13 protein-coding genes, 1 pseudogene and 1 CRISPR repeat array are annotated in these 25597 nt (G+C 37.6%); of the genes and pseudogenes, 11 read left to right on the top strand and 3 right to left on the bottom strand.

Annotated elements, in window-relative coordinates; genetic code table 11:
• The first annotated feature begins 12 nt into the window (after positions 1-12).
• Together PMEL_RS10595 and PMEL_RS10590 are read left to right on the top strand one after the other, a co-directional pair.
• Positions 13-603: a DKNYY domain-containing protein gene (locus tag PMEL_RS10595; RefSeq protein ID WP_120175551.1), complete on the top strand. Its 591-nt coding sequence runs from the start codon at positions 13-15 to the stop codon at positions 601-603.
• 10 nt (positions 604-613) lie between these two features.
• Complete coding sequence (locus PMEL_RS10590) at positions 614-1153, top strand: beta-class carbonic anhydrase (RefSeq protein WP_120175219.1); 540 nt, start codon at positions 614-616, stop codon at positions 1151-1153.
• Positions 1154-1922: 769 nt separating this feature from the next.
• Here PMEL_RS10590 and PMEL_RS10585 read toward each other — a convergent pair.
• Positions 1923-3161, bottom strand: a complete 1239-nt coding sequence (locus PMEL_RS10585; RefSeq protein WP_120175218.1) for a TonB family protein — start codon at positions 3159-3161, stop codon at positions 1923-1925.
• A gap of 58 nt (positions 3162-3219) precedes the next feature.
• Positions 3220-3585 carry a BlaI/MecI/CopY family transcriptional regulator gene (locus PMEL_RS10580; protein ID WP_025836555.1) on the bottom strand — a complete coding sequence of 122 codons (366 nt, stop codon included), beginning with the start codon at positions 3583-3585 and terminating at the stop codon, positions 3220-3222.
• A 309-nt stretch (positions 3586-3894) separates the two neighbouring features.
• Between PMEL_RS10580 and PMEL_RS10575 the strand changes: the two genes are divergently transcribed.
• The 3 genes and pseudogenes from PMEL_RS10575 (at position 3895) to PMEL_RS10565 (ending at position 7480) form a co-directional block, all read left to right on the top strand.
• A complete protein-coding gene (locus PMEL_RS10575; RefSeq protein ID WP_120175217.1) occupies positions 3895-4326 on the top strand; it encodes a hypothetical protein in 432 nt (143 codons plus the stop codon).
• A 119-nt stretch (positions 4327-4445) separates the two neighbouring features.
• Positions 4446-6676: pseudogene (locus tag PMEL_RS10570) on the top strand (GH92 family glycosyl hydrolase).
• A gap of 186 nt (positions 6677-6862) precedes the next feature.
• A complete protein-coding gene (locus PMEL_RS10565) occupies positions 6863-7480 on the top strand; it encodes a hypothetical protein (RefSeq protein ID WP_120175216.1) in 618 nt (205 codons plus the stop codon).
• Positions 7481-8585: 1105 nt separating this feature from the next.
• Here PMEL_RS10565 and PMEL_RS10555 read toward each other — a convergent pair.
• Positions 8586-10721 (bottom strand): leucine-rich repeat domain-containing protein, encoded by a 2136-nt coding sequence (locus PMEL_RS10555; protein ID WP_120175214.1) that lies wholly within the window; start codon positions 10719-10721, stop codon positions 8586-8588.
• Between the two features lie 686 nt (positions 10722-11407).
• Between PMEL_RS10555 and PMEL_RS10550 the strand changes: the two genes are divergently transcribed.
• From PMEL_RS10550 to PMEL_RS10525, 6 genes are all read left to right on the top strand, one after another.
• Positions 11408-12826, top strand: a complete 1419-nt coding sequence (locus PMEL_RS10550) for a PepSY-associated TM helix domain-containing protein (RefSeq protein WP_120175213.1) — start codon at positions 11408-11410, stop codon at positions 12824-12826.
• A 331-nt stretch (positions 12827-13157) separates the two neighbouring features.
• The gene (cas9, locus tag PMEL_RS10545) at positions 13158-17642 is read left to right on the top strand and encodes a type II CRISPR RNA-guided endonuclease Cas9 (RefSeq protein WP_120175212.1); all 4485 of its coding nucleotides are present in this window, start codon (positions 13158-13160) and stop codon (positions 17640-17642) included.
• A gap of 11 nt (positions 17643-17653) precedes the next feature.
• Positions 17654-18586: a type II CRISPR-associated endonuclease Cas1 gene (gene cas1 / locus PMEL_RS10540; RefSeq protein ID WP_120175211.1), complete on the top strand. Its 933-nt coding sequence runs from the start codon at positions 17654-17656 to the stop codon at positions 18584-18586.
• 7 nt (positions 18587-18593) lie between these two features.
• Positions 18594-18935 carry a CRISPR-associated endonuclease Cas2 gene (gene cas2 / locus PMEL_RS10535; RefSeq protein WP_004360001.1) on the top strand — a complete coding sequence of 114 codons (342 nt, stop codon included), beginning with the start codon at positions 18594-18596 and terminating at the stop codon, positions 18933-18935.
• A 191-nt stretch (positions 18936-19126) separates the two neighbouring features.
• Positions 19127-20867: a CRISPR direct-repeat array (repeat unit 47 nt; unit sequence GTTGTTTTAGATACCACAAAGGTACTGATTTTCAAGCAAATCACAAC).
• Positions 20868-21243: 376 nt separating this feature from the next.
• Positions 21244-21831: a DUF417 family protein gene (locus PMEL_RS10530; RefSeq protein ID WP_120175210.1), complete on the top strand. Its 588-nt coding sequence runs from the start codon at positions 21244-21246 to the stop codon at positions 21829-21831.
• A gap of 446 nt (positions 21832-22277) precedes the next feature.
• Positions 22278-25448 carry a hypothetical protein gene (locus PMEL_RS10525; protein ID WP_231999430.1) on the top strand — a complete coding sequence of 1057 codons (3171 nt, stop codon included), beginning with the start codon at positions 22278-22280 and terminating at the stop codon, positions 25446-25448.
• The last annotated feature ends 149 nt before the right edge of the window (positions 25449-25597 follow it).

The raw sequence follows: 25597 nt of genomic DNA, 5'->3' as shown, positions 1-25597 counted from the left end.
AAATCGATGATTATGGAAAAGAAGAACTTTTATCGCCAGCTTCGCCTAAGTTGCGTAGTCCTTTTGGCAGCCTTTGCACTCAATGTTTCAGCACAGTCTTCACGTCAAGTACGTCCTTACTCTTTCAATAAGAAAGGTGTATTCTATGGTCGTCAACCAGTTATGGGAATAGACATACGTACCTTCGTAGATCTTGGGTATGGTTATGCAAAAGATAGATATAACGTTTATTTTGAAGGACAGATTCTTCCATTCGTTGACCCAATGACCTTCCGTCTTAAGGTACCAGGAAGTGTTTATCAAGGTGGCTATCCAGGCGATTATTCTGATGACTATCCAGTTAATCCTCGTGATGAGTACGACCCTTATTATAATGAAGGTTACGTCGTTACTTCTAATGCAGTTCTTTACAATGGTAGAAAGATTAGCGACCGTGCAAGTAGCTTTAAGGACTTAGGCTGGGGATATGGTAAAGACACCTTCGAAGTATATTATATGGGTAGAAAGATTAATGACGCCAGAAGTTCCAGCTTCAAAGTACTCAAAGATGGATATGCAGAAGATGCATTTGACACATATTATCGTGGAAAAGTAGTAAAATAATGATTCAATTATGATAGATCAGATACTTTCTTATAACAAAAGGTTCGTGGCTGTACAAGGCTACGAACCTTTTATTACATCAGGTCAACCAGACATGAAGTTAGCTATTGTCAGCTGCATGGATACCCGTCTGACAAAGCTTCTACCTAATGCTCTCGGCTTGAGAAATGGTGATGCAAAGATTATTAAGGTTGCTGGCGGAACCATTCTTACCCCCTACGACTCTGTGATGCGTTCCCTTCTTGTGGCTATCTATGAATTAGGTTGTCAAGAGATTATGATTATTCATCACTCTGGTTGTGGTGCTTGCGACATGAATGCAGATCATTTTCTTCATTTGATGCGTGAGCGTGGAATCACAGAAGAAGCTATCAAAGAAGCTGGACAGCAGGTTAATCTAAACGAATATTTGGACGGATTTCATGACACAGAGGCAAGTGTACGCCGTACGGTCAAGGCTGTTCAACAGCATCCACTCGTACCCAAAGACGTTGCAGTACGTGGCTTTATCATTGACTCACGTACTGGTGAACTAACACCAGTCAACTAACAAAACATCAAAAGAACTGAGCCCCTTGTTTGATAATTGCTTATCAAACAAGGGGCTCATCATTTACTGTACTTTGACATTTACATGTCACTGAGAATTCTCTCAGCTGCTTGTAGATTAAGATAACGTTTACATAGTTAGTTCTAATGTCATCTCCGACATTCTGATGCAAAGATATACATTTCCGTTAGAATAGCCAAAAATTATCCTATTTTTGTTATATTTTAGTAAAAATATTGCCTTTTTATCGCGCTCATCCTTAACTTTTTATATAAAATACAATAAATATTCATTCCATATAGAAGTAAACTATTTTCGTCTTTTGAGTACCCTAATAAGATGCATCTTACATAATATTATACAACTATTATGCATAAAACAATATTGTTCCTATTATTCTATATTAACAAAGAAATTGTTCTGTCGATTGAACAGCTTTTCTAATGGTTAGCAATTAGCATCATTCTATATTCATTATAATGAACATAATAGCACGTAACTTACAAGCTTTAGCAGTCGTACTGGTGCTCCGCACATAGCGTGCTGATGCCCCGCACATGTGGTGCTGATGGTAAACACCAATGGTGCGAAGTACTAAATACCATGCAATCTATTGTCGATGTGGAACAAACTTATTGTTAGAAGCAAGCATGGGTAACCATCCACACATTTAAGTAAAGAACCAGAAAAAAACTGGAACACACAAAATATTGTGCATCCCAGCAATATAAACCATCAAAGAATACTATACTTTACACCTATATACATTCTACTTCGAACCTAAGGAGAAAATAATAGGTAACATATACTTTGTAGCAACATTCTTATTACCATTTCTACCGGGGGTCCACGCTGGCATCTTTGACACAACACGAAGGGCTTCCTTATCAAGAGAAGGACTAACAGAACGAACAATCTCTGGCTGAATAACCTCACCCTTGTCTGTTACGATAAAACGTACCATAACACGTCCTTGCTCTTTTCTACTTACTGCATCTTTCGGATAACGAAGATTCTCTGATAGCCATTTATTTAAATTACCTTTAAATGTAGGCATGACTTCTGCAACTGTATATACTTGATTAGGCGCTTTCTTTGGTTTCTGCTGTATCTCAACACTTGCCGTAACCTTTGCTACATTACGTGCAATAGTTTCGATATTACTTACCGCTAATAGCATTGCTACCAATGGAATATAAAGCATATACTTTGCTTTAAGGATTCCTTTTGTTTCTTTTTTGTTCATCATTTTGATTCGTTTTTTAATAGGTAAAACATTAAAATTATTTGTTATTGTAGCTACATTCTTCCTATATGTTAGTCCAAGCAAATGATACTGATACTCTTTATTATCCTTACCATTAGCAAGTACGCTATTATCAGCAAGATACTCAAGATTTAATCGCACTTCACGCTTGAGCAACCAGACGAAAGGATTAAACCAAAAGACTACACAAAATAGTTCTGCAAAGATTATGTCTATTGAATGAAGTTGCTGGCAATGTGTTAATTCATGCATCATAATCTCCTCTATCTCATCGCTCTTGTGCCTCTCTGGATTGATAAATATCCAATTAAAGAAAGAGAAAGGACCTTCGTCATCGGTTAACAGATAAACCTCTGTACCATGTATATACGCAGTTTGACTATTGTTCTTTAGCAATATAATAGAAAACAACTGCCACAAAAAACGTAGTAGTAAAACAAAGGTAACAACACCATAAACTATCAACACTACCAACTCCCATTGTAAGACTCCACCACCTTTCGATGATGTAGATACAGTTGGTAAAACGACTGTTGCATATTCATTTGCAATGGATGTCATTCCTTCACTATTGCTTAGCCATGCGGAAAAATCCATTACAGGTAGCATCATAGCAACAAAATACATTCCGATAAGCGTAGCCCGACGCCATGAAAAGAAAGTATCCCCTGTGAACATCAACTTATAAAAGCTGAAAAGTAGAATAAGGGCTATATTCAATTTCAATAAATACATTATCATAATCGTCAAAAGGTTAAGTCATTGTTATTGGAGAAAAGGAAAAATACGTATTTATCTATTACTCCTCTTTCCCCTTTTCAATCTCATTTATAATATCTTTCAGTTCTTCTGGCGAGATGTTATCCTCCTTTGCAAAAAAGGAAACCATTTCACGGAAAGAACTTTTAAAGTACTTATCAACGAAGCCTTTCATGAAATCTGCCTTATATTTCGTCTGTTCTATCTTCGGAACAAAGTGATAGGTCAGTCCATGCTGCTCAGCGACTACATATCCCTTACGCTTCAGATTGTTCAAAATAGAAGCCACTGTGGTATAAGGAGGTTTAGGTTCTTCCAACTCTTGTAGCACATCTTTGATAGTGCAAGTTTTTAAACTCCATACCTGTAACATTATTTCTTCTTCTTGTTTAGTTAGTTTCTCCATAAATTATATATCTAAAAGTTCACGCCACAAAGCTACGAATTATTCGTAATAAAGTCAAATATAAATAGTAAAATAAAGTTAATTGAGCAACATTTAATGTTATATTTCAATGTAATACGAAATGTTAGTAAGAATAAACAATAGGTAAAGTATTAGCTTTTACAATAGTTTTACCCTATGAAATATAAAGTTATTACGTCAGAACTATCAGCCTCTATTGATAATAATATTTATCGTTTTTTTCAACATCTCTTGCCTTTATGCTTGTAAAAGTGTACATTTGTACTTAAATATTAAGCGTAAAACAAAATGATTAGAAAACTATATACCCACCTTACTATGGCTGCCTTAATGCTGAGTAGCTGTGACAAAGGAACACAAGAAAAACCGAAGGAAGACTTTCATGGTATTAAGACGATTACTACCGAGATTGTTGATAAAGGCGATCAGGCTGTTAAGAATGCAAATAGAAGGGATGCAGGCTTCATCAGCAACAGAGCAAACGAAGTAACACTAACTATCCCTTGTTTTGGAGTTGTTAATATGAATGTTCTTGATCTCTTACCTCGTCCTGATGAAATAAGCCGAAAAGATTCTACTATCATTGAACAACTAAACAATGGAGAGGTGTTTTTATTACAGCCAGGCACAAAAGGTATCATGCTGACTGATACAGGATCAAAGCTATTAGTTCGCTTTCAAATGGGCGAACTATGGGTGTGGAAGTCGGCTACAAAGTAATTATGGATGAACCATCTGTTAATAACACATTCCCGTCCCTACCCCAAATCATCAATTTAACCTTACTATAAAGCTGACCTTTAGCCAAAAGTATAAATCGCAAATCACATCATTAAGATATGAAAAGAAGCCTTTTTCTTGTTTTCTTATTACTGACATTCATTACCAATGGGTATGCAATCACAGTAAAAAACCCAGTTGACTACGTGAGTACATTAGTGGGATCAGCCTCAAAATCAGAGCTTTCAACCGGCAACACCTACCCTGCTATTGCCTTACCATGGGGCATGAACTTCTGGACTCCACAAACAGGAAAGATGGGAGACGGCTGGACTTACACCTACGGGGCCGATAAGATTCGCGGTCTCAAGCAGACACACCAACCCAGTCCATGGATTAACGACTACGGACAGTTCTCTATCATGCCCGTCGTCGGTAAGAAAGTCTTTGATGAAGAAGGACGCGCCAGTTGGTTCTCGCACAAAGCTGAGACAGCTACACCATATTACTATAAGGTTTATTTAGCTGACTATGACGTCACTGCAGAGATTAGTCCTACCAGCCGTGCTGCTGCAATGCGCTTCACCTATCCACAAACAGATGAAGCTTATTTGGTTGTAGACGCCTTTGACAAGGGTTCTTCCGTAACCATTATGTCTGACAAACGTACAATCGTGGGCTATACAACTAAGAATAGCGGAGGTGTACCAGCAAACTTTAAGAACTATTTTGTGCTTCGTTTCGACCACGAATTCTCTTTCGTTGGCAGCATTGAAGATGGGAAACTATCAGAGGGAAAGACTTCTGCAACCAGCAATCACACTATGGCTGTTGTAGGATTTCGCACCAAACAAGGCGAACAAGTTAATGTGCAGGTAGCCTCATCGTTTATTAGTGACGAGCAGGCATTGCGCAATCTCAAGGAAGTTGAGGGAAAGACATTCGACGAAGTGAAGACAGAAGGTAGAAAGGAATGGAATAATGTGTTAGGACGTATAGAGGTTGAAGATGACAACATCGACCATCTTCGTACTTTCTATAGTTGCCTCTATCGCTCAGTACTTTCCCACGTTCGTTCTATGAGTTTGACGAACAGGGTAATCCTATCCATTATAGTCCATATAATGGCAAAGTACTACCGGGTTATCTCTTTACCGACACAGGTTTCTGGGACACTTTCCGTTCACTCTTCCCATTGCTCAACCTCGTCTATCCTTCAATGAATGAGAAGATGCAAGCGAGCTTAGTCAATACCTATAAGGAGAGTGGATTCCTTCCAGAGTGGGCAAGCCCAGGGCATCGTGATTGTATGGTGGGCAACAACTCAGCTTCAATCGTTGCTGATGCTTACATCAAGGGCTTGCGTGGCTACGACATAGAAACACTTTGGAAGGCTGTAGTGCATGGTGCTAATGCTGTTCACCCAACCGTTAGCTCTACTGGACGAAAAGGCTTTGACTATTATAATCGCTTAGGTTACGTACCTTATAACGTGGGAATCAACGAGAGTGTTGCCCGCACCTTAGAGTACGCCTACGATGATTGGTGTATCTATCAGTTAGGATTAAAACTCGGAAAGAGTGCTAAGGAACTCAAACCTTTCAAACTCCGAGCAATGAACTATCAGAAGGTTTTCGACAAGGAAACGGGTCTGATGCGTGGACGTAATGAGGACGGTAGCTTCCAATCGCCATTTAATCCTTTCAAATGGGGTGATGCCTTCACGGAAGGAAACAGCTGGCATTACACGTGGAGTGTATTCCATGACCCTGCTGGGCTGGCAAAGCTGATGGGAGGATACGATAAGTTTAATGCAATGTTAGACAGTGTATTCCAACTTCCTCCTATCTTTGACGATAGCTATTACGGCTTTACAATTCACGAAATACGTGAAATGCAAATCATGAACATGGGCAATTACGCACATGGTAACCAACCTATCCAGCACATGATTTACCTCTATGACTACAGCGGACAGCCTTGGAAGGCGCAATATTGGGTGCGTGAGGTGATGGACCGACTCTATACTGCTCAGCCTGATGGCTATTGTGGCGACGAAGATAATGGTCAGACATCAGCTTGGTATGTCTTCTCTGCTCTCGGCTTCTATCCTGTTTGTCCTGGCAGTACCCAATATATGATTGGTACTCCTTATTTCAATAAAGTAAAGATACAGCTTGAAAATGGAAAGACCATTACAATCCATGCAGACAAGAGTGATGCTGACAATCGTTTCATTCAACGTATTAAAGTGAATGGGCAGCCTTATTCACATTATTATATTGAGCATGAACAGCTGTTATCAGGTCCTATAATCGACTTCACAATGGGCAATAAACCTGCGAAATAGGAAGCTATCACATCCCCTTTGCACTCAATAAACAGATTTTGTTTCTATTTGAACAAATCTGTTAATTTAGAGACAGTCTGTTAATGAATTCTATAAAATCATTTAAAACGGTATAAATACTTCCCTGCTATTATAATTTCTTTACGTATATTTGCAACATATTAATCCAAAAATGAATATATAACAATGAAGAAAAACTTTTTTTCTAACCACGCTTTATGTGCTGGTTTAGTATTAGGTGGACTGTTTACATTTTCCAGTTCATACGCGGCAAACAATGAAGTAAAGGATAATAACAACATAGTAGCTGCAGCACCTACAACCAACTCTAAGATTGTTGGTACCTGGGAGCTTACAAATAAGGGTAGCTATGCCATTGTGCGCAATCCAAGAACACATAAGGAATATAAGGTAGGTTTCACGATTGACAGATATGACGACTATAAGTTCCTCCCTGTTGACTTTGCTACAGGTGAGCCTGTTAATCTTCGTACGCTTGTTGGTCACGATGATAACGACCTCGATGATGAGTTGCACCGTTTCGATTTCTACCATGATGGAACCATGAGCGTTATAGAAAGAGAAGACAACGGCAGATGGAAGCGTGATGATGATATCGGTGTTTATGGTTTCCGCCGTGATGGTTTCTTTATGAAGATAGACGGTAAGATGCGCAAGAACCTCCAAATTAGATTCTTGAGCAACAATGAGTTTGAGCTAACTCAGACCAAATTCAATGACAGCGACTTGAGAAGAGTAGTCGTTAAGAAGGTTATGAGATATGTTCGTGTTACAAGAAAGTAAGACATAACAAACTCAAACTTATAATATTTACCCCAATTAATAGTAGCTTGAACTTATATAAAGCTCTGTTAATTGGGGTTTCTTTTGGCTCTTCAGCAATTTGGAGTGATACCTTTTGAGATTAGAACTTTAAAGAAACCTCACACAGAGAAAAGGAGAACACGGAGGATTATTTATAACAAAGCTATTTGTTGACACAGAGGCACCGTTGGTGCGTGGAGAAACAGAGAATATCTGTGAGTTTTATTAATACTTTGGTTTACTTCATTACAAAGCAGTGGTTTGCAAGATTTCTTAAAACGTTTATTACCAAAGATATCAGCAACACGTACACTACGGCTCTGTCACTCTTTGTGCCTTCGGCACCTCTGTGAAATTGTCTTTTATGCTTTTCACCTCCGTGTTCTCCCACTCTCTGTGTGACATTTATATGTAGTAGGCTTTCCTTATCACTCCAAATTCCTGAAGAACCTTTCTTTTTAGCCTCTTCAAAATATGAAATGGTAAAGTAAAGCTCTGTTAAATAATAAGTCACACAGAAATATAGAGAGCGCAGAACTAAAAAACAACACACGGAAAAACCTCTTTGGGCTATGCGCCTTTAAACCCAAAAGACAAAGAAATATATTGACAAAATATTCAAGAAAAAGGTAGGAAAAAAGGTTAAAAGCAAGCTATTTTAGCACCTTTGTAATCTCCTTGTTATCAAGTAGTTGCAGAGAGAGGATTCAAAAGATGCTTAATAAGGCTTCAAAAGGGCGTTAGTTAGACCTCAAAAGGGCACCTTTTGCAAGCCAATTAGGCGTTATTTGTAAGCTGTTTGATGGTCTTTACAAAATCAGTATGTGAAAAAATCGGACAAATCAGACGTTATCAAAAGATTAAAGTGATAAGGTTTACCCTTTGCATGGAGAGCTTTAAAAAACTTCATACAGAGAAAAAGAGAATAAAGACAAAGCAATAGAAGTCCACAAAGACAACGACAATGTGTGGAGCATCGAAGGCTGTTTGCGAGTTTTATAGTCACCTTGTTAGCAGGGCAAAAAGAAAGGAGTGAATTCTCAACGATAGAGAACTCACTCCTTTATAAATAGGGTTGTGTGGGTTATTTCACCACCTTTTTGTAAGTTTTGTTTCCTTGTTTAATGATAACAACGCCCTTCACTTGGTTTTCGTTCACCTCACGTCCGTTAAGGTCGAATACCTTTCGGGGTTGGTTTTTGTCGTTCTCGATAGCAGAGATGCCTAAAGAAACATTGTTTGTGTCCTCTACTTTCCAGCCTTTGCTTAATATTTTATTAATTATTTCGGTTGAGTATTTGTTCTCTTCACCCACTATATCTTTGAGAATTAATATTCTTTCGTAGTTCGAAGGATCGCTCTCTACTGGCAAATCGTTAGCTAATTGCTCCATTTGCTCAAGAGTAATCTTATTTTTGTGGATATCTAAATTCTTAAGATTTGGATTGTTTGCAATATTTATTTCTGTTATATTGTTTCTACAACAATCAATTCCCATAAGGCCATCATGGTCTGTTATAGTTAATTTGGTTATTTGGTTGTCGTTACAATATACTGCTCTGAGAACACCCACCGTATTGGAAATATTTAGCTCATTCAATTTATTGTTAGAGCAGAACAAGTAATTTAGTTTACCATCTTGGGGTAAATTGAGAGTAGAAATGTTGTTTTCTGTACATATTAATACTCTTAGTGCCTTGTTTGTAGACACGTCTAAAGTTGTAAAATTGTTTCTACTGCAATCAAGTCGTATTAATTTCTTAGCTTTCTTGGTGTCAACTGTGGTGATATGGTTATCTGGAAATTCTAAAAATAAAAGTTCTGGATTTGAGATATCTATTGAGGTGAGTTCGTTATTGGGGCAGAGTAAGTCTGATACGTGACCCAAAATTTTCACTGTATTCGAGGTAAGTTTATAGGTTTGGAAGTAATATTCACTAAATCTTTCAGAGTCTCTTTTTAATGTTGAACTCACTAATGTTGCGCCTTCAAGTTGTATATCTTCAACATTTGCACCAGGCAACATCTTGAGTTGCACATTAATAGTTTCACCAACACTCTTATTTGTAGTGAAAGAGATGTAAGGTGTTTCAGAGAAATTAGGTATTTCAGCTCCTGTTACATCTGTAGATTTCCAACCTTTATTATTTAAATTTTTCGTTAGAGCATTTAAAAAGTTTATACCATACTGTTCTATAAACTCACTTATAAACTCTATTGATGGAACTAATCTAAAGTCTCCTTGTCTGTTTGACGCATCTCCAACAGTAGGTAAAGAGGCAACCAGTTGCTCAATTAGAGACATGTTAGTGGTTGACTCAATAGCACCTACATAAATAAGCTTTGGATTATATTGGACGCTTAGCTCTGATATGTTGTTATTGCTAAAAATTAAAACGCTTAGGAGTGGACAGTTATCTATACTAAGTTTGTTTAGTTTATTAAAACCACAATTGAGACGAACCAATTGATTTGCTGCTGAAATGTTAAGTTCTTTAATCTCATTATAACGACAATCTATTTCGGTAATACTCTCTAACGATGTTTTTAATGTTGTTATTTTATTATCTGAGCAGTCTAATGAATACAAATTTTTAGCATAAGACAAGTCTAATTCTTTGATTTTATTATCGTTGCACTCAAGCGTGCTAAGATTAGTACAGTTATCTACATGCAAACTTTCAAGTAAGTTATTAGAACATACTAAATACCTTAAATTTGGACATTTTGAGAGGTCTAATGATGTAATTTTGTTGTTGGCGCAAATAAAGTCACTCACTTCTCCTATAATACGAACCTCTTGTGAGGTGAGTTTATAGGTTCTATTCGATTTTAATAGATTTGGGAAGTCTTCACTTTTTGTTAAAGTGGCACCTTCAACTGTAATGCTCTCTATATTTGAACCGAGTGGATATGATATTTCTAAGTAGATTTCTTCGCCAACACTTTTATCAGTTCTGAATGTTATTTGATCTTTGTTGCCTTCTTGTTCGAGAGTTTGAGCATTGACATTGTCTTTTTTAAGCGCAACGACATCGAGGGCAGACGAGCCTGCATTGTTGCCGTTTCGTTGCTCTGCGCCACGCATGTGATGGGTTGGTGTACTACTTTCGTTATTCGAAAGATGTGCTGAATAATTGGGACAAGCTCCATTGAGGGATGCCATTGTTGTGCCTCCTACTAAAAGAAGCATTGATAAAAATAGTAAGATTCTTTTCATAAATAAATATTTCTTGAAGTTTATTGCGACAAAGATACACATTTTTTAATAAGAAAACATAAATAATCCTATGTATTAAAATAAATCTATTTAAAATATAATAAAAGTTGTATAAATGAAAAACAAAAAGTACTCTTCTTATCTGTTAATAACATTTTTATTGACGTCCAAAAGCATTGCGGTTGGTAGGTAAAAGCAATGTGGTTAAGCGATAGCTTCGAGGGCTTATCAAAACAAAAAGCGACATCATGAGGTGTCACTTTCGTTGTTTTATAGAGAAATGAAGTACGCTTATCTCAAACGGAATTTACCTGTTTGACTAAAATATAACATAATTCTAAGCTGCTGTTGACTTGGAGAAGTCCATGAAGACAACGACAATGTCTGGAGCAACGAAGGCTGTTTGCGAGTTTTATGCACAAAGCATTTATCCTTAAAATTATCAGAAAGCCGTATGTTTCGTCTTTGTCGATTTTTGTACTATTCTCACCTCCATGATATTGCATTAATCTCCAGCCACCCTTCATCTCTGTGTGACTTATTATATAACAGAACTTTACTTTATGATTTCATATTTCGGAAGAAGCAAAAAACAGCAAAAAAAGTTCCGAAATACAGCTTTTTTGTGTAAGTTTGTACTCTAATTTAGAACTGAGTAAAAAACAACATAACACAAACAATAGGATATGAAACGTAAAACATGGCGTAAAAACCATAAATGGATTGGTATCATCATAACATTCTTCTTAGTAATGTTCTGCCTTTCAGGTATTGTCCTCAATCATCGTCAACTCTTTTCTGATATTAATGTAAGCCGTGGAATATTGCCTGGTCAGTATGAATTCAACCAATGGAACAACGGATTACTACGTGGAACATTACGCTACAAAGATTATAAAAACAAAGATAAAGTGTTCATATATGGCGCAGCGGGTGTCATTCAAACTGATACAACTGCTTCTCACTTCACAGAATACAACCAAGGTCTACCTGCTGGTGCTGACTATCGACAGATGCGAGGAATGGCTAAAACTCCACAAAATGACCTGTTTGCGGTTAGCGTCATAGACTTATATAAACTGGGAAAGAACGCATCTTGGCAAAAAATAGACTTACCTAAGCAAGAGGATGACGAACTATTGACAGATATCACCACCCATGGTGACACGCTCATCGTTCTTTCTCGTTCTCACCTCTACTATGCTACAGCCCCTTATAAGAAGTTTACTTGTCTGACACTACAAGCTGGTGAGGGGAATGAGGGGAAGGTATCACTGTTCCGTCAAATGTGGTTATTGCATAGTGGTGCACTGTTTGGAACCGTAGGAAAGCTCATTGTAGACGGAATTGGAGTCGTCTTAATTATCCTTTGTGTGACGGGTATATGGTATTGGATTCGTCGTAAAACAGTATCAATGGTCGTTTGGCATACAAAGATTGGGCATTACACATTCGCCTTAACGCTATTTATCGCAATAACGGGATGGGCATTACGTCCTCCACTGATGATTCTCCTCGCCACAAACAGTACGAAACCATTGCCTGGTACGACCTTAGATAATGATAATCCTTGGAATGATAAACTAAGAATGATTCGATATGATGAGCAAGCTCACGATTGGCTCATCTCGACTTCGGAAGGTTTCTACTCTCTTAAGAATCTCTCTTCCAAGCCAACACCTATCACCACAGCACCCCCAGTGAGTGTTATGGGTCAAAATGTTTGGCAACATGCAGACAACAAATCATGGATAGTAGGCTCCTTCGATGGTCTATTCTACTGGGATCGTAAGAATAACGTCGTACTTTACTACAATGATGCTATGGTCTCTACTCCCCGCATACCGGGTACTGCACCAGACGAACAGACAATCTCTGGCTATAGTTCTGATTTCACAAACAAGGAATGTATAGCAACCTATTTCCAAGGTTCATCCTTCGCAAAACAGCCAGAAGAATTGAAAGATAAACCCATGTCGCTTTGGAGTCTTGCTTTAGAGGTACACACAGGTAGAATCTATGCCGGTGCATTAGGCTCCTTCCTCTTCATTTTCGTCATCGGCATCCTCATCATCTTCGTACTTGTTTCTGGTAAGAAAGCGTAGGAATATTACAAAAAAAGAATTGATTGCATTGCGATTAAAATTAATCGCAATGCAATTTAATTTATACATAACATAGGATTCTATGATAAACTAATATAGAATCTTCCTCAACTACAATATGAATTCAACTGTTTATGCATACTAAAATAAAGAGAATTCACTTGTTTTTAAAAAAAATTAATATTAACTTTGGCACTATAAAACACAAAAAAGAGCGAGTTGCCCCGCTCTGTTTGTTTTCACAACGGAATAATCCTTATTGTGACTTGCTTAAAAATCTACTGCAAATATAGAAAGAATATAACTAACAACCAAATAAAACAAGAAAAAAATGAAAACAATTCTTGGATTAGACTTGGGAACCAATAGTATTGGTTGGGCTAAAGTCTGCGTTGACGACAACGGAAACTACACACGTGAGATTAAACTTGGCAGCCGTATCATCCCTATGAGCCAAGACACACTCAGTAACTTTGACAAGGGAGTAACTGACTCTCCAGCTGCTGCACGAACAGGTTTTCGAGGTATAAGAAGAATCAGAGAACGTGCGCTACAAAGACGAGAACGCTTACACAGAGTCCTACACGTGATGGGATTCTTGCCTCCACACTACGAGAATGCCATCGGATGGTATCGAGAGGAAGCCACAACGTACGGCAAGTTCCTTGACAATGCAGAACCTAAGTTAGCTTGGGAGAAACAAGAGGACGGTTCTATGCGTTTCCTCTTTATGGATTCTTTCTATGAAATGATGGCTGATTTTGCAAATCATCAACCGGGAATAGTTGCTGATGGGAGAAAGATTCCACTGGACTGGACACTTTATTACTTACGCAAGAAAGCACTTACACAAGCTGTCAGAAAAGAAGAATTGGCTTGGATACTACTCAATTTTAATCAGAAACGCGGCTACTACCAGCTGCGTGGAGAAGAAGACGAAGAGAATCCTACTAAACGTGAGGAATATTATGAACTGAAAGTTGTCGGTATAGAGGCTGCCGAAGAAGGAAAAGGAGGTAACACGTGGTATAATATTACATTAGAGAACGGCTGGATATATCGTCGACAGAGCAAAATTGAGCTAAATGACTGGATAGGGAAAGTAAGACCGTTTATTGTTACAACAGAATACGAAATAGATGGAGTTACCATCAAAAAGGATAAAAATGGAGAAGTGAAACGTTCTTTCCGAGCGCCAAGTGAAGATGATTGGGGATTACGTAAGAAACAAACCGAAAGTCTCTTAGAGGAATCAGGTAAGACTGTTGGAACATTTATCTATGACCACATACTTTCAGAACCCGCTGATAAAATCAGAGGTAACTTTGTACGTACAATTGAACGAAAGTTCTACAAGAAAGAATTAGAAGCCATTCTACGTGAACAATCAAAACATCATAAAGAATTAAAAGACATAGATACGCTTATAGCCTGTATCAAAGAGTTATATCCCAACAACAAGCCTCATCAAGATAGTTTGATGAAGAAGGATATGGCGTATCTTTTAATTACAGACTTGATTTTCTATCAAAGACCGTTGAAAAGTAAGAAGTCACTGATAGCAGACTGCCCATACGAGTATTACAAATACGTTATTAAGGAAACTGGAGAAATCAAGCGACAGGGTATCAAATGTATTGCAAAGTCAAATCCTTATTATCAGGAGTTCCGACTATGGCAATTCATCATCAACCTCAGACTCTTTGATAGGACTAATGATAAAGAAGTCACTTCTGAATATTTGTCTTCTATGGAAGACTACACCAGACTGTTTACATATCTCAACGACAGAAAAGACATTAATCAAGAGACCCTATTAAAAGACTTCTGCAAACAAAAGAAAGTCAAAATAGGAATGGAAAAGGAGTTTCCTATCCGTTGGAACTATATTGAAGACAAAGAGAAAAAATACCCTTGCAACGAAACACGTCACGAACTACTTGCAGCATTAGACAAAGCTGGTATAGACCATAGTTGGTTAGATGATAAAGAACAATACTACCGACTTTGGCATCTTCTCTATTCTGTAGAGTCCAAGGAGGAAGCAGAAGGAGCCTTGAGAAAACTTAATGATAATGATGACTTTGTAAATGCTTTCTTAAAAATAAAGCCATTTAAAAAAGAATATGGTGCTTATTCGGAGAAAGCTATAAAGAAGCTATTGGCTGTGATGCGTATGGGAGACCTGTGGGATGAGACTGACATTTGCGAACAGACAAGAGATAGAATACAAAACATCATAAAAGGCCATATTGACGAGAAGATAAAAGATCGAATGGGGCGCACTTTCTGCCAAATATCCGACTTTCAGGGACTTCCTGAGTGGTTAGCTTGCTATGTTGTATATGACCGACACTCTGAAGCAACAGATATACAGCGGTGGACAAAGCCAGAAAACTTGATGGCATACATCAATGGGTTCAAACAACATTCTCTTCGTAACCCTATCGCCGAGCAGTGTATCCTTGAGACACTCAGAACTGTGCACGATATATGGAAGGAAGCTGGACACATAGATGAAATTCATATAGAATTGGGAAGGAGTATGAAGAGTACAGCCGACCAGCGTGCACGTATGGCTAAAAGTATTATGCAGAATGAGAATACCAATCTGCGCATCAAGAGTCTCTTAATGGAACTCAAGAATGCAAAAGAGTTTGAGAATGTGCGCCCATACTCACCTATGCAGCAGGAAATTCTAAGAATATACGAGGAGGGAGCCTTGCAGGAATTAACTAAAGAGGATGCCCAATATACTGAGATTTCTAAGATTTCTCAAATGGCACAACCTTCTGCAAACGAATTACTTAAATACAGACTTTGGTTAGAACAAAAGTATTGTTCACCCTATACAGGTAAACCTATTTCTCTGTCAAAACTATTCACATCTGCTTATCAAATAGAACATATTATCCCACAGAGCCGATATTTTGATGATTCATTCACAAATAAGGTCATCTGTGAGGCTGAGGTAAATCAGCTCAAGAGTAATATGTTAGGTTACGAATTCATCAAGAAACATGGTGGCGAAATCGTACATTGTACGATGATAGGTGACGTGAAGATATACGATACTAAGGAATATTCTAACTTCGTAACAGAACATTATGCCAACAATAGACGTAAGAAGGAAAAACTCTTAATGGAGGACATACCACAGGAGTTTCTTAATCGTCAAATGAATGACAGTCGATATATCAGTAAGAAGGTGATGGCAATCCTATCTAATATTGTACGCGAAGAAGATGAAAAAGAAGCTAAATCTAAGTTTGTTATCGCATGCTCAGGAGGCATAACAAACCGCCTGAAACAGGATTGGGGCCTGAATGATATATGGAACAGCATCGTTTATCCACGTTTTGAACGTCTCAACAAACTCACCAATACAGAAAACTTTGGACGTTGGGAGAACAAAGAAGGGAAACAGGTATTCCAAACATCACTACCTTTGGAACTACAGAGGGGCTTTAGTAAGAAGCGTATAGACCATCGCCATCATGCTATGGATGCTCTCGTCATAGCTTGTGCATCAAATAACATTATCAACTACCTCAATAATGAATCTGCCAAGAGTCAAGAGAAGAGAGAAGACCTAAGAAAGAAGCTTTGTGATAAGAATCGCATTATACGCAAACCTTGGGAGACCTTCACACAAGATGCTCATACAGCTCTTGAGGATGTCGTAGTAAGCTTTAAGAATTATGTGCGTGTCATCAACAAGGCAACAAACTATTACGAGAAGTATGATAAGAATGGAAAGAAAGGAATAGCAGAGCAGAAAGGGCAAGATATGTGGGCTATAAGAAAGCCTATGCATAAAGAGACTGTGTTTGGTCAAGTTAACCTCCGACGCAGAGTTACTGTCAATTTAAAGGATGCACTTGAGAAGATTCCTGCTATCTGCGACAAGGAACTACGTGACTACATCAACAAATTAGTAACAAAACAGTTTAATAAGAAACAAATACTTGCACATTTCAAAAGCATCAACTATCGTCTAAAAATGAAATATGTTAATAAAGTTGACGTATGGCAATACAGTGACGAAAAGGAGCCTATGGTTGCTACGCGTAAGCCTATCGACACGTCATTTGATGCTAAGCGCATTGCTACCATTACTGATACTGGTATCCAAAAGATTCTTCGCAACTACCTTGAAGCAAAAGACAATAATCCAAACATAGCCTTTACTCCAGAAGGAATAGCTGAGATGAATAAGCATATCACTGAATATAACAATGGCAAGCGACACCAACCTATTCTAAAAGTCAGAGTCTCAGAGCCTAAGGGAGCTAAATACCAAGTAGGTGAAACGGGTAATAAAACGTCAAAGTTTGTTGAAGCACAAAAAGGAACAAATCTCTACTTTGCAATCTACGAAGATAAAGAAGGTAATCGTTCATACAATACCATCCCATTAAATGAAGTTATAGAACGTTTGAAACAAGGATTATCTCCAGTTCCAGATGCGAATGAAAAAGGTATACCATTGAAGTTTCATCTTTCTCCAAATGATTTAGTATATGTACCTAAAACAGACGAAGAAAATGAAATTAAAAAGGGACAAATATATAAGTTTGTAGATTCTAGCGGAACAACAGCAAACTTTATTCCTCATAGAGTTTCTAACCTCATTTACAATGTAGATAAAAAGATTGCAGAAAAATTCTGTAATCATGAAGTAATCCAGAACGAATATGGAATAGGCAGTCCACAATCAAAGAATCAGAAATCAATCACTGGCGAAATGATTAAATCAGTCTGCTGGAAACTTGAAGTCGACCGATTAGGGAACATACATAAGATTATAAAGTAAAAGTATTGCCTATGATAAAGAAAACTCTATGCTTCAGCAATCCAATCTACTTAAGTTTGCGAAATGCACAATTAGTCCTGCATATACCAGAAGTAGAAAGTAATAAGACATTGCCTGAAGCTATAAAAAAAGAAGCAGAGCGTACCATCCCGATAGAAGATATCGGGGTGGTAATCCTCGACAATAGGCGTATTACCATAACTTCTGGGGTAATGGAGGCTTTACTTGAGAACAACTGCGCAGTCATCACTTGCAATCAAAAGAGTATGCCAGTAGGGTTACTTCTGCCACTATGCGGTAACACTACACAAAACGAACGCTTTCGCTCTCAACTAGAAGCATCTTTACCTTTACGGAAACAACTTTGGCAACAGACAATAAAACAAAAAATCCTTAATCAAGAGTATGTGCTACGGACAAATACAGATAAGGAAACCAATTGTATGCGTGTCTGGTCTAATGATGTACGTAGTGGAGACCCTGATAACCTTGAAGCAAGAGCTGCTGCCTATTATTGGAAAAACCTCTTTACAAATTATCCAAACTTTGTAAGAGACAGAGAAGGAGCCCCTCCTAATAACCTCTTAAACTATGGCTATGCTATTCTTCGTGCCATAATCGCTCGGGCGTTAGTAGGAAGTGGATTGCTACCAACCTTAGGAATCCATCATCATAATAGGTATAACGCCTATTGTCTTGCTGATGATATTATGGAACCCTATCGCCCTTATGTCGATCAATTAGTGTTAGATATCATTCAACGCAACTTAGAAATATCTGATATCACACGAGATTTGAAAATGCAACTTCTCGGTATTCCAATGTTAGATGTAGTGATAAATGGCAAACGCAGTCCTTTAATGATTGCTGCCCAACAAACTACAGCCTCACTTGCAAGATGTTTTGCTGGGGAAAACAAACGCATTAGTTACCCAGAAATGTAAAAGTAGTATGACTGGCTTTGAGCGCTTTAGTGAGTACCGAATTATGTGGATTCTTGTATTCTTTGATCTACCAACAGAAACCAAGAAGGAGAAGAAAGCATATAGCGATTTCCGGAAATCCCTTATAAAGGATGGATTTACTATGTTCCAGTTTTCCATCTATGTACGCCATTGCGCAAGTATGGAAAATGCAGAGGTACATATAAAACGAGTTCGAACCATGTTACCAAAGTTAGGGAAAGTAGGAATACTCTGTATAACAGATAAACAATTTGCAAACATTCAACTCTACTATGGCGAAAAAGAACAAACTCCTAACGCACCTGGACAACAATTAGAACTTTTTTAAACTTTATACCCTAACAATTAAAAACAAGCTTTCAATGTCCTCTTAAACAACTTAAAAACTTATCCTTCTCAGCATAGTCATTAAAGTAAAAAATCCCATTCTAAACGAATGGGATTTCACTTTGTAGTATCAATTTATTTTCGAATAACAACCTTATATCTTGCTATTAGCCAATAAATTATACAACTTCTGTTGTTTTAGATACCACAAAGGTACTGATTTTCAAGCAAATCACAACTAATTCACTCAAGCACCGCTATCAGTACCTGTTGTTTTAGATACCACAAAGGTACTGATTTTCAAGCAAATCACAACTTATCAGCAGTAGCAACAACTTCACTAATAGTTGTTTTAGATACCACAAAGGTACTGATTTTCAAGCAAATCACAACAGATGCTGGTATTAATCCTTATATTGCTGCGTTGTTTTAGATACCACAAAGGTACTGATTTTCAAGCAAATCACAACGGAGTGTATGTCCGAGCTCGTCCTTAAGAGGTTGTTTTAGATACCACAAAGGTACTGATTTTCAAGCAAATCACAACAAAACATCTTTAGGTACTAAAAGAGAAAGTGTTGTTTTAGATACCACAAAGGTACTGATTTTCAAGCAAATCACAACACGCTCTTGTTAAATTGCCTGTTGAACAAGGTTGTTTTAGATACCACAAAGGTACTGATTTTCAAGCAAATCACAACAGCAAACCGATAGTTTTGTTCCTATTACAAGTTGTTTTAGATACCACAAAGGTACTGATTTTCAAGCAAATCACAACCTGCTGTAGCTGGTGACCATTTCTATATAAGTTGTTTTAGATACCACAAAGGTACTGATTTTCAAGCAAATCACAACACTTAATCACAATGAGGACAAAGGAGTATTGTTGTTTTAGATACCACAAAGGTACTGATTTTCAAGCAAATCACAACCAGACATGATTAAAGTGTGACGAGTTGTCTGTTGTTTTAGATACCACAAAGGTACTGATTTTCAAGCAAATCACAACGAGATATGATAGATGTAGTAAGTTATGCAAGTTGTTTTAGATACCACAAAGGTACTGATTTTCAAGCAAATCACAACTAAGGATTGGTTAACTGGCATGAAACCAACGTTGTTTTAGATACCACAAAGGTACTGATTTTCAAGCAAATCACAACTGATTCTTTAGAATACAATAAAGTTCGTCCGTTGTTTTAGATACCACAAAGGTACTGATTTTCAAGCAAATCACAACGTGACTTCCTTACTGGCTTAGGGCAAAATGGTTGTTTTAGATACCACAAAGGTACTGATTTTCAAGCAAATCACAACGCCGTGAACTAAATTGTACCGCTGACTATTGTTGTTTTAGATACCACAAAGGTACTGATTTTCAAGCAAATCACAACCTTTTTCTTTGTGTCTTATAAGTCGCTTTGGTTGTTTTAGATACCACAAAGGTACTGATTTTCAAGCAAATCACAACGCACGCATATTTTGTTCAGAATAACCACGCGTTGTTTTAGATACCACAAAGGTACTGATTTTCAAGCAAATCACAACGGCTGCCTGTTCTCTCTTTTGCCTCTTAAAGTTGTTTTAGATACCACAAAGGTACTGATTTTCAAGCAAATCACAACGCCTATCAGTATTAACGGCTCAGATGCTCAGTTGTTTTAGATACCACAAAGGTACTGATTTTCAAGCAAATCACAACGTTTACTTTGCAAATGTGCTATAAAAGGGGGTTGTTTTAGATACCACAAAGGTACTGATTTTCAAGCAAATCACAACTTCAGACGCTAAAACAGCTGCTAATCGTGCGTTGTTTTAGATACCACAAAGGTACTGATTTTCAAGCAAATCACAACACGTAGATTAAGGTTTGCAGTCAATTCGCCGTTGTTTTAGATACCACAAAGGTACTGATTTTCAAGCAAATCACAACACGAGTGGAAACAGAAGGCGAACAATATCGTTGTTTTAGATACCACAAAGGTACTGATTTTTTTCAAATACAATAGAGAAACATACTGATGAAGGGGAAAAGAGGGTATATAATAGATACCACAAACATGGTATTTTCAGGTAATTAGTACTTAAAAAAGTATGAAAAGTAAGGATTGTGAAGATTTATTTGGAATAAATACAAAATAATTCTTTGCAGTTTGAAGATAAATATATATCTTTGCCGACAAATCCAAACATAAGGATAAAAATAGGTTAAAGGAATAGGATAAGACTAAACTTAATCTATAAATTGCTGGGTAAAACCCACAAACACAAATATAAATTCAAGACATAAAGTCAATAAAAAACAGATTATGAACAAAGTAAAATTATTATTAGATTTCGTTCTTAACACCGCAGCATCGCTGAAGGGTACAGGTATTCATTTGATACGTATTGCCATCTTTATCATCTTCGTATGGATTGGTGGTTTGAAGTTCTGGAACTATGAGGCAGAGGGTATTGTACCTTTCGTTGCTAACAGTCCTTTTATGAGTTTCTTCTATTCAAAGGATGCACCTGAATATAAGGACTACAAACTCAAAGAAGGTGAGTTTGATCAAGTTAAGCATGAGTGGCACAAGGCAAATAATACTTACACCTTCTCACATGGCTTAGGTATTGCTATCATGTCATTCGGTATCTTGACATTATTGGGTATTTGGTTCCCTAAGATTGGTTTTGTAGGCTCCGGACTGGTTATTATCATGACATTCGGAACGCTATCCTTCCTTGTCACGACCCCTGAAACATGGGTACCAGACTTAGGTAGTGGCGAGCACGGATTCCCATTACTTACGGGTGCAGGTCGACTTGTCATCAAGGATGTATGTATTTTAGCAGGCGCAGTGGTAGTTTTAGCAGACTGTGCACAACGAATCTTGAAAAATAATAAGAGATAGACGATTATAGTAAAGGGGATGTAGCGTTACATCCCCTTTTCTTATGCAATAAACAGAAGAATATTCTTAATAGTTTAAGATTGCTTACTTTGGCTTATATAACTAAGACTTGCATTTACTTTGTCTACATATTGCAAAGCGATTTAGCATCAACACCATTGGTGTTTACCCTTAGCACATTATGTGCGAAGCATCAGCACAACATGTGCGCAGCATCAACACAACGATAGAAAATCATAAATGAGGCTCATTATGAGTACTATAAGATACGGAAAAGCACTAAAGAAAGACTTATGTTAGAAATATATACCACTCTGTAGCAAGATAGAATAGATATTCATTTAATAAGAAAACACATCCGAAGCATCATTTTTCTGCAAACAATATAAAATATCATATCACATTTCTGGAGTAATTCGTTATCTTTGCAGACAAAGTAGAATCTAATGACTACAAAATATAACATAAGGACAAAGAAGCGTTTACTTGTTAATTGGCTTTGTTTGATGCTATTATTTATCATCACAGGCTGCAAGGAGACAACTACTTCACGGTCATTATCAGAGCGGGAATTCCACTATGATGACCGATTGTCAACGCTATCTATAGATAAGAATGGATACTGGATAGGCGGCGAGACAGGTGTTATATGGCATATCAACGGACAGAATAGGAAGCGTTTCTACACGGGGTTAGACCGCATCTATGACATTGAGCGTGATTCCAACCAAAGCAATCAGATATGGGTGGCAACACGTAATGCTGGTTTACAATTATGGAACATAGCTGGCGACACGCTCATTCATAAGACAACCTTTGAGATTCCAAGCAAAGGCAGCCGATACTCTCCATATAGTATTGAAATAATAGACGGCAATCTCTTTGTTGCTACTTCTCAAGGACTTTTCTCCATGCCGCTTAATCAGCAACAGCAAGGATTAAAGCCCCTCTACCCTATCCATATAAACGACACAAGTCAATATTATGAACCTTTTTTGGTAAATAACCTCTGTCATGTTGGGAATAAATGGCTTTTTGCTTCAACGCAAGCTGGCGTAATAAGCATAAATCTCCCTACGAAGAAAATAGAACTACGACACAAAGGGGAGAACATACGCAATGTTGCTATCTATGATGGAAAACTCTACATTTTATCTGATAAGCAGTTGACTATCGAAGGATTTGATGGTACAGAGAGTAAGACGTTCTCGCTGCCCCAATCGGTACTTTCCTTCTATAAAGCCAGTTCAACCTACTATTTCATCACATCGTCTACAATACTATTATCCGACAACTTAGAGCGTTTTGTTAGTATTCCATTGCGAAATAATATTCCTGACAATCCGCATCAAATATCTATTGCCGACGATGGTAATGGCTTTTCTATCTTGCTGACAAAGAATGCTATATGGCGTATTCCACACCATCTTGGTTTCTTTAATGCTAACCCTCCTATCATTGCTGCTTGTGTATCCGACAAAGACCTTCTCTATGTTAATAACCAACATGAGTTATTCCGTCAAAAAGCAGGAGAACAAGTAGCTACAAAGATTTATGATTTTGAGAACGATGAGTTGCCAAAGGAGATGTATGCCAATGGCGAGGACATTTATTACTATAATGCTAATAACCAGCTATTCAGGCTAAGCCTTGGTAATCATTACCTTGTCAATCAGCTCTTTAAGCGTCCACAGCTACTGGCGAAACCAAAGACACGTATCACCTCTATGGCACTTCTGTCCCACCAAAGCAGAATACTCCTTGGTGTGCAAGACTATCTATTATCCATTGATACCCAAAATGGTAAGACAGATACCATTAAGGCGATGAACAACAGATATATAACCGCTTTTCATCAGGCACAAAATAGCGACAACATATATATTGCCACGCTCAATAATGGTGTATTTGTAGAAAAGGGGGAACAGATAAAACAAGTTGCAGGAACACAGGATAAAGTATTTATCAGCAGTCTGTTAACATACGGTCAGCAGAATCCTCAATTACTCCTCCTTACCAATCATCATCTACAAATTCAAGGTGCTGACTCTATCCGGGCCGATGGAAGCTGTAGAATGTTCTGCATCAATGACAGCATTATCTATACAATACCAGAAACAGGTATACATAAGTATAAGATTAAAGGGGGAAGACTAATTGATAGTGGTAGTTTCTTTGCAGACATCCACTTCAATGCTCAGGCAGGATTTATCCTTGACAACACCTTATATATAGGTTCTGACCTTGGAGTTTTACAGTTAACCCCAGATAAGGAAAAAGCAGCCGAGTGGGTTACTTTTGATGACAAGGTTCCAAGTCTACAACTTATTGCTATCATTCTGTTTACCCTCATTTGCATCTTCATCATTATTTTCTTTAGTTATCGTAGACATCGGATATTAACTTATCGCCAACTTCAGATGAGTAAGGACGATCTACGCAAACGTCTGGAAGCATTAGACACCTTAAAAGACAGACTGACGGAGAATGAACGCAACACGCTTGACAGTATCAGTCATGAAATTGATAGCATTAATGTCAGCTCACAAAGTCTGCGTACTAACAATGAGCAGTTTGCCAAACTATCGGCACGTATTGCCCGACTGAATCGTGATACCGCTCTTCAGATGGTAAAATACCTAAATGATCAGATAGCTCGTATTAAACAATTTGAGGTCTATGAACGTGATTCTATGGTACACGACTCAGAAGAAGCACGCAATACGGACAACATAGAGATTATCATTGAACAATGCCGAAGGAATGAGGTATGGCTCAATCATATCCAAGAACTTAAGGAACGACTTAATAAAATCCATCGCTCAACACAAGACACACTCGTGCTAAAGGGATTGAATGATGGTATGAAAGAACGCTTACACCATATTCTTAACGAATCAAAGCAACACTCTGTGGCTGAGGTTTATACTGACTTCATTGCTGTGAAGAATCAATATGAGAATATCTTCACGCCAGAGGGCTTAAAAGTTATCCGTGAATATATATCTGAAAGCATCGAACAACTTAAAAAGCTGGAGGGTTATGAAGTAATGACTAAAGCATTGACGGCCGAATTGCAGTCAATAGAAAAAGACATTGACAACCGTGACCGCATAGTACTTCTTCGCATATTACAGACGATTGATAACCGTATCAACCAAATTAAGCAACTGAATACCTTGCAACAATTAATGCAGGAATATGCTGCTGTACACGAGAATGTTGTGCAGGAGAACGAGGAGCGACGAATGAAGAAGTTTAATTCAAAACTCTTTGCCGATATCGAATCAGCTACTCGAGACATCACCGACCAAATTGCTGATGTATCAGATAAGTTCTTTAAGAACTTTGCCACAACCGATAAAGAAATTTGTAAGGAGGTATTCCACTTCACAGCTTCCAATAGTCAGCAGGTGCGTGTGCTTATTTTGCTCCTTGCAATGCCACGAGTAAAGCGTACACTCCTACCAGGAATGTTAGGAATCTATGGTAACCTAAATCCTGTTGTCAGCCGCCTTTATCATAGTAAGATTGGTGATAACAATGCTGTTCTCACTGCCTATTGCAAAGAGAATCCAACCAGTATCGTCAATTATATTCTAAAATTATCAAAATAAGAATAAATACTGATAATCAACATATTAACAATAGTTGCATCCGTTTATTTTATCTAAAAAACAAGATGCAACTATTTTGTATACAACATTTCCTTTACCTTTGCAGCAACTTATTACTTTTGTATTTTAATTAAACCGTTTTATAAATT

This window comes from Prevotella melaninogenica (genome assembly GCF_003609775.1).
In the GTDB taxonomy this organism is placed as follows: Bacteria; Bacteroidota; Bacteroidia; order Bacteroidales; family Bacteroidaceae; genus Prevotella; species Prevotella melaninogenica_A.
This window is presented reverse-complemented; position numbering and strand designations above follow the sequence as displayed.

Excerpts from the sequence above, each read along its gene's own strand:
- cas2 (WP_004360001.1), top strand. The coding sequence starts at position 18,594 with ATGACTGGCTTTGAGCGCTTTAGTGAGTACCGAATTATGTGGATTCTT.
- cas9 (WP_120175212.1), top strand. The coding sequence starts at position 13,158 with ATGAAAACAATTCTTGGATTAGACTTGGGAACCAATAGTATTGGTTGG.
- PMEL_RS10565 (WP_120175216.1), top strand. The coding sequence starts at position 6,863 with ATGAAGAAAAACTTTTTTTCTAACCACGCTTTATGTGCTGGTTTAGTA.
- PMEL_RS10550 (WP_120175213.1), top strand. The coding sequence starts at position 11,408 with ATGAAACGTAAAACATGGCGTAAAAACCATAAATGGATTGGTATCATC.
- PMEL_RS10575 (WP_120175217.1), top strand. The coding sequence starts at position 3,895 with ATGATTAGAAAACTATATACCCACCTTACTATGGCTGCCTTAATGCTG.
- PMEL_RS10530 (WP_120175210.1), top strand. The coding sequence starts at position 21,244 with ATGAACAAAGTAAAATTATTATTAGATTTCGTTCTTAACACCGCAGCA.
- PMEL_RS10585 (WP_120175218.1), bottom strand. The coding sequence starts at position 3,161 with ATGATAATGTATTTATTGAAATTGAATATAGCCCTTATTCTACTTTTC.
- PMEL_RS10595 (WP_120175551.1), top strand. The coding sequence starts at position 13 with ATGGAAAAGAAGAACTTTTATCGCCAGCTTCGCCTAAGTTGCGTAGTC.
- PMEL_RS10590 (WP_120175219.1), top strand. The coding sequence starts at position 614 with ATGATAGATCAGATACTTTCTTATAACAAAAGGTTCGTGGCTGTACAA.
- PMEL_RS10580 (WP_025836555.1), bottom strand. The coding sequence starts at position 3,585 with ATGGAGAAACTAACTAAACAAGAAGAAGAAATAATGTTACAGGTATGG.
- PMEL_RS10525 (WP_231999430.1), top strand. The coding sequence starts at position 22,278 with ATGACTACAAAATATAACATAAGGACAAAGAAGCGTTTACTTGTTAAT.
- PMEL_RS10555 (WP_120175214.1), bottom strand. The coding sequence starts at position 10,721 with ATGAAAAGAATCTTACTATTTTTATCAATGCTTCTTTTAGTAGGAGGC.
- cas1 (WP_120175211.1), top strand. The coding sequence starts at position 17,654 with ATGATAAAGAAAACTCTATGCTTCAGCAATCCAATCTACTTAAGTTTG.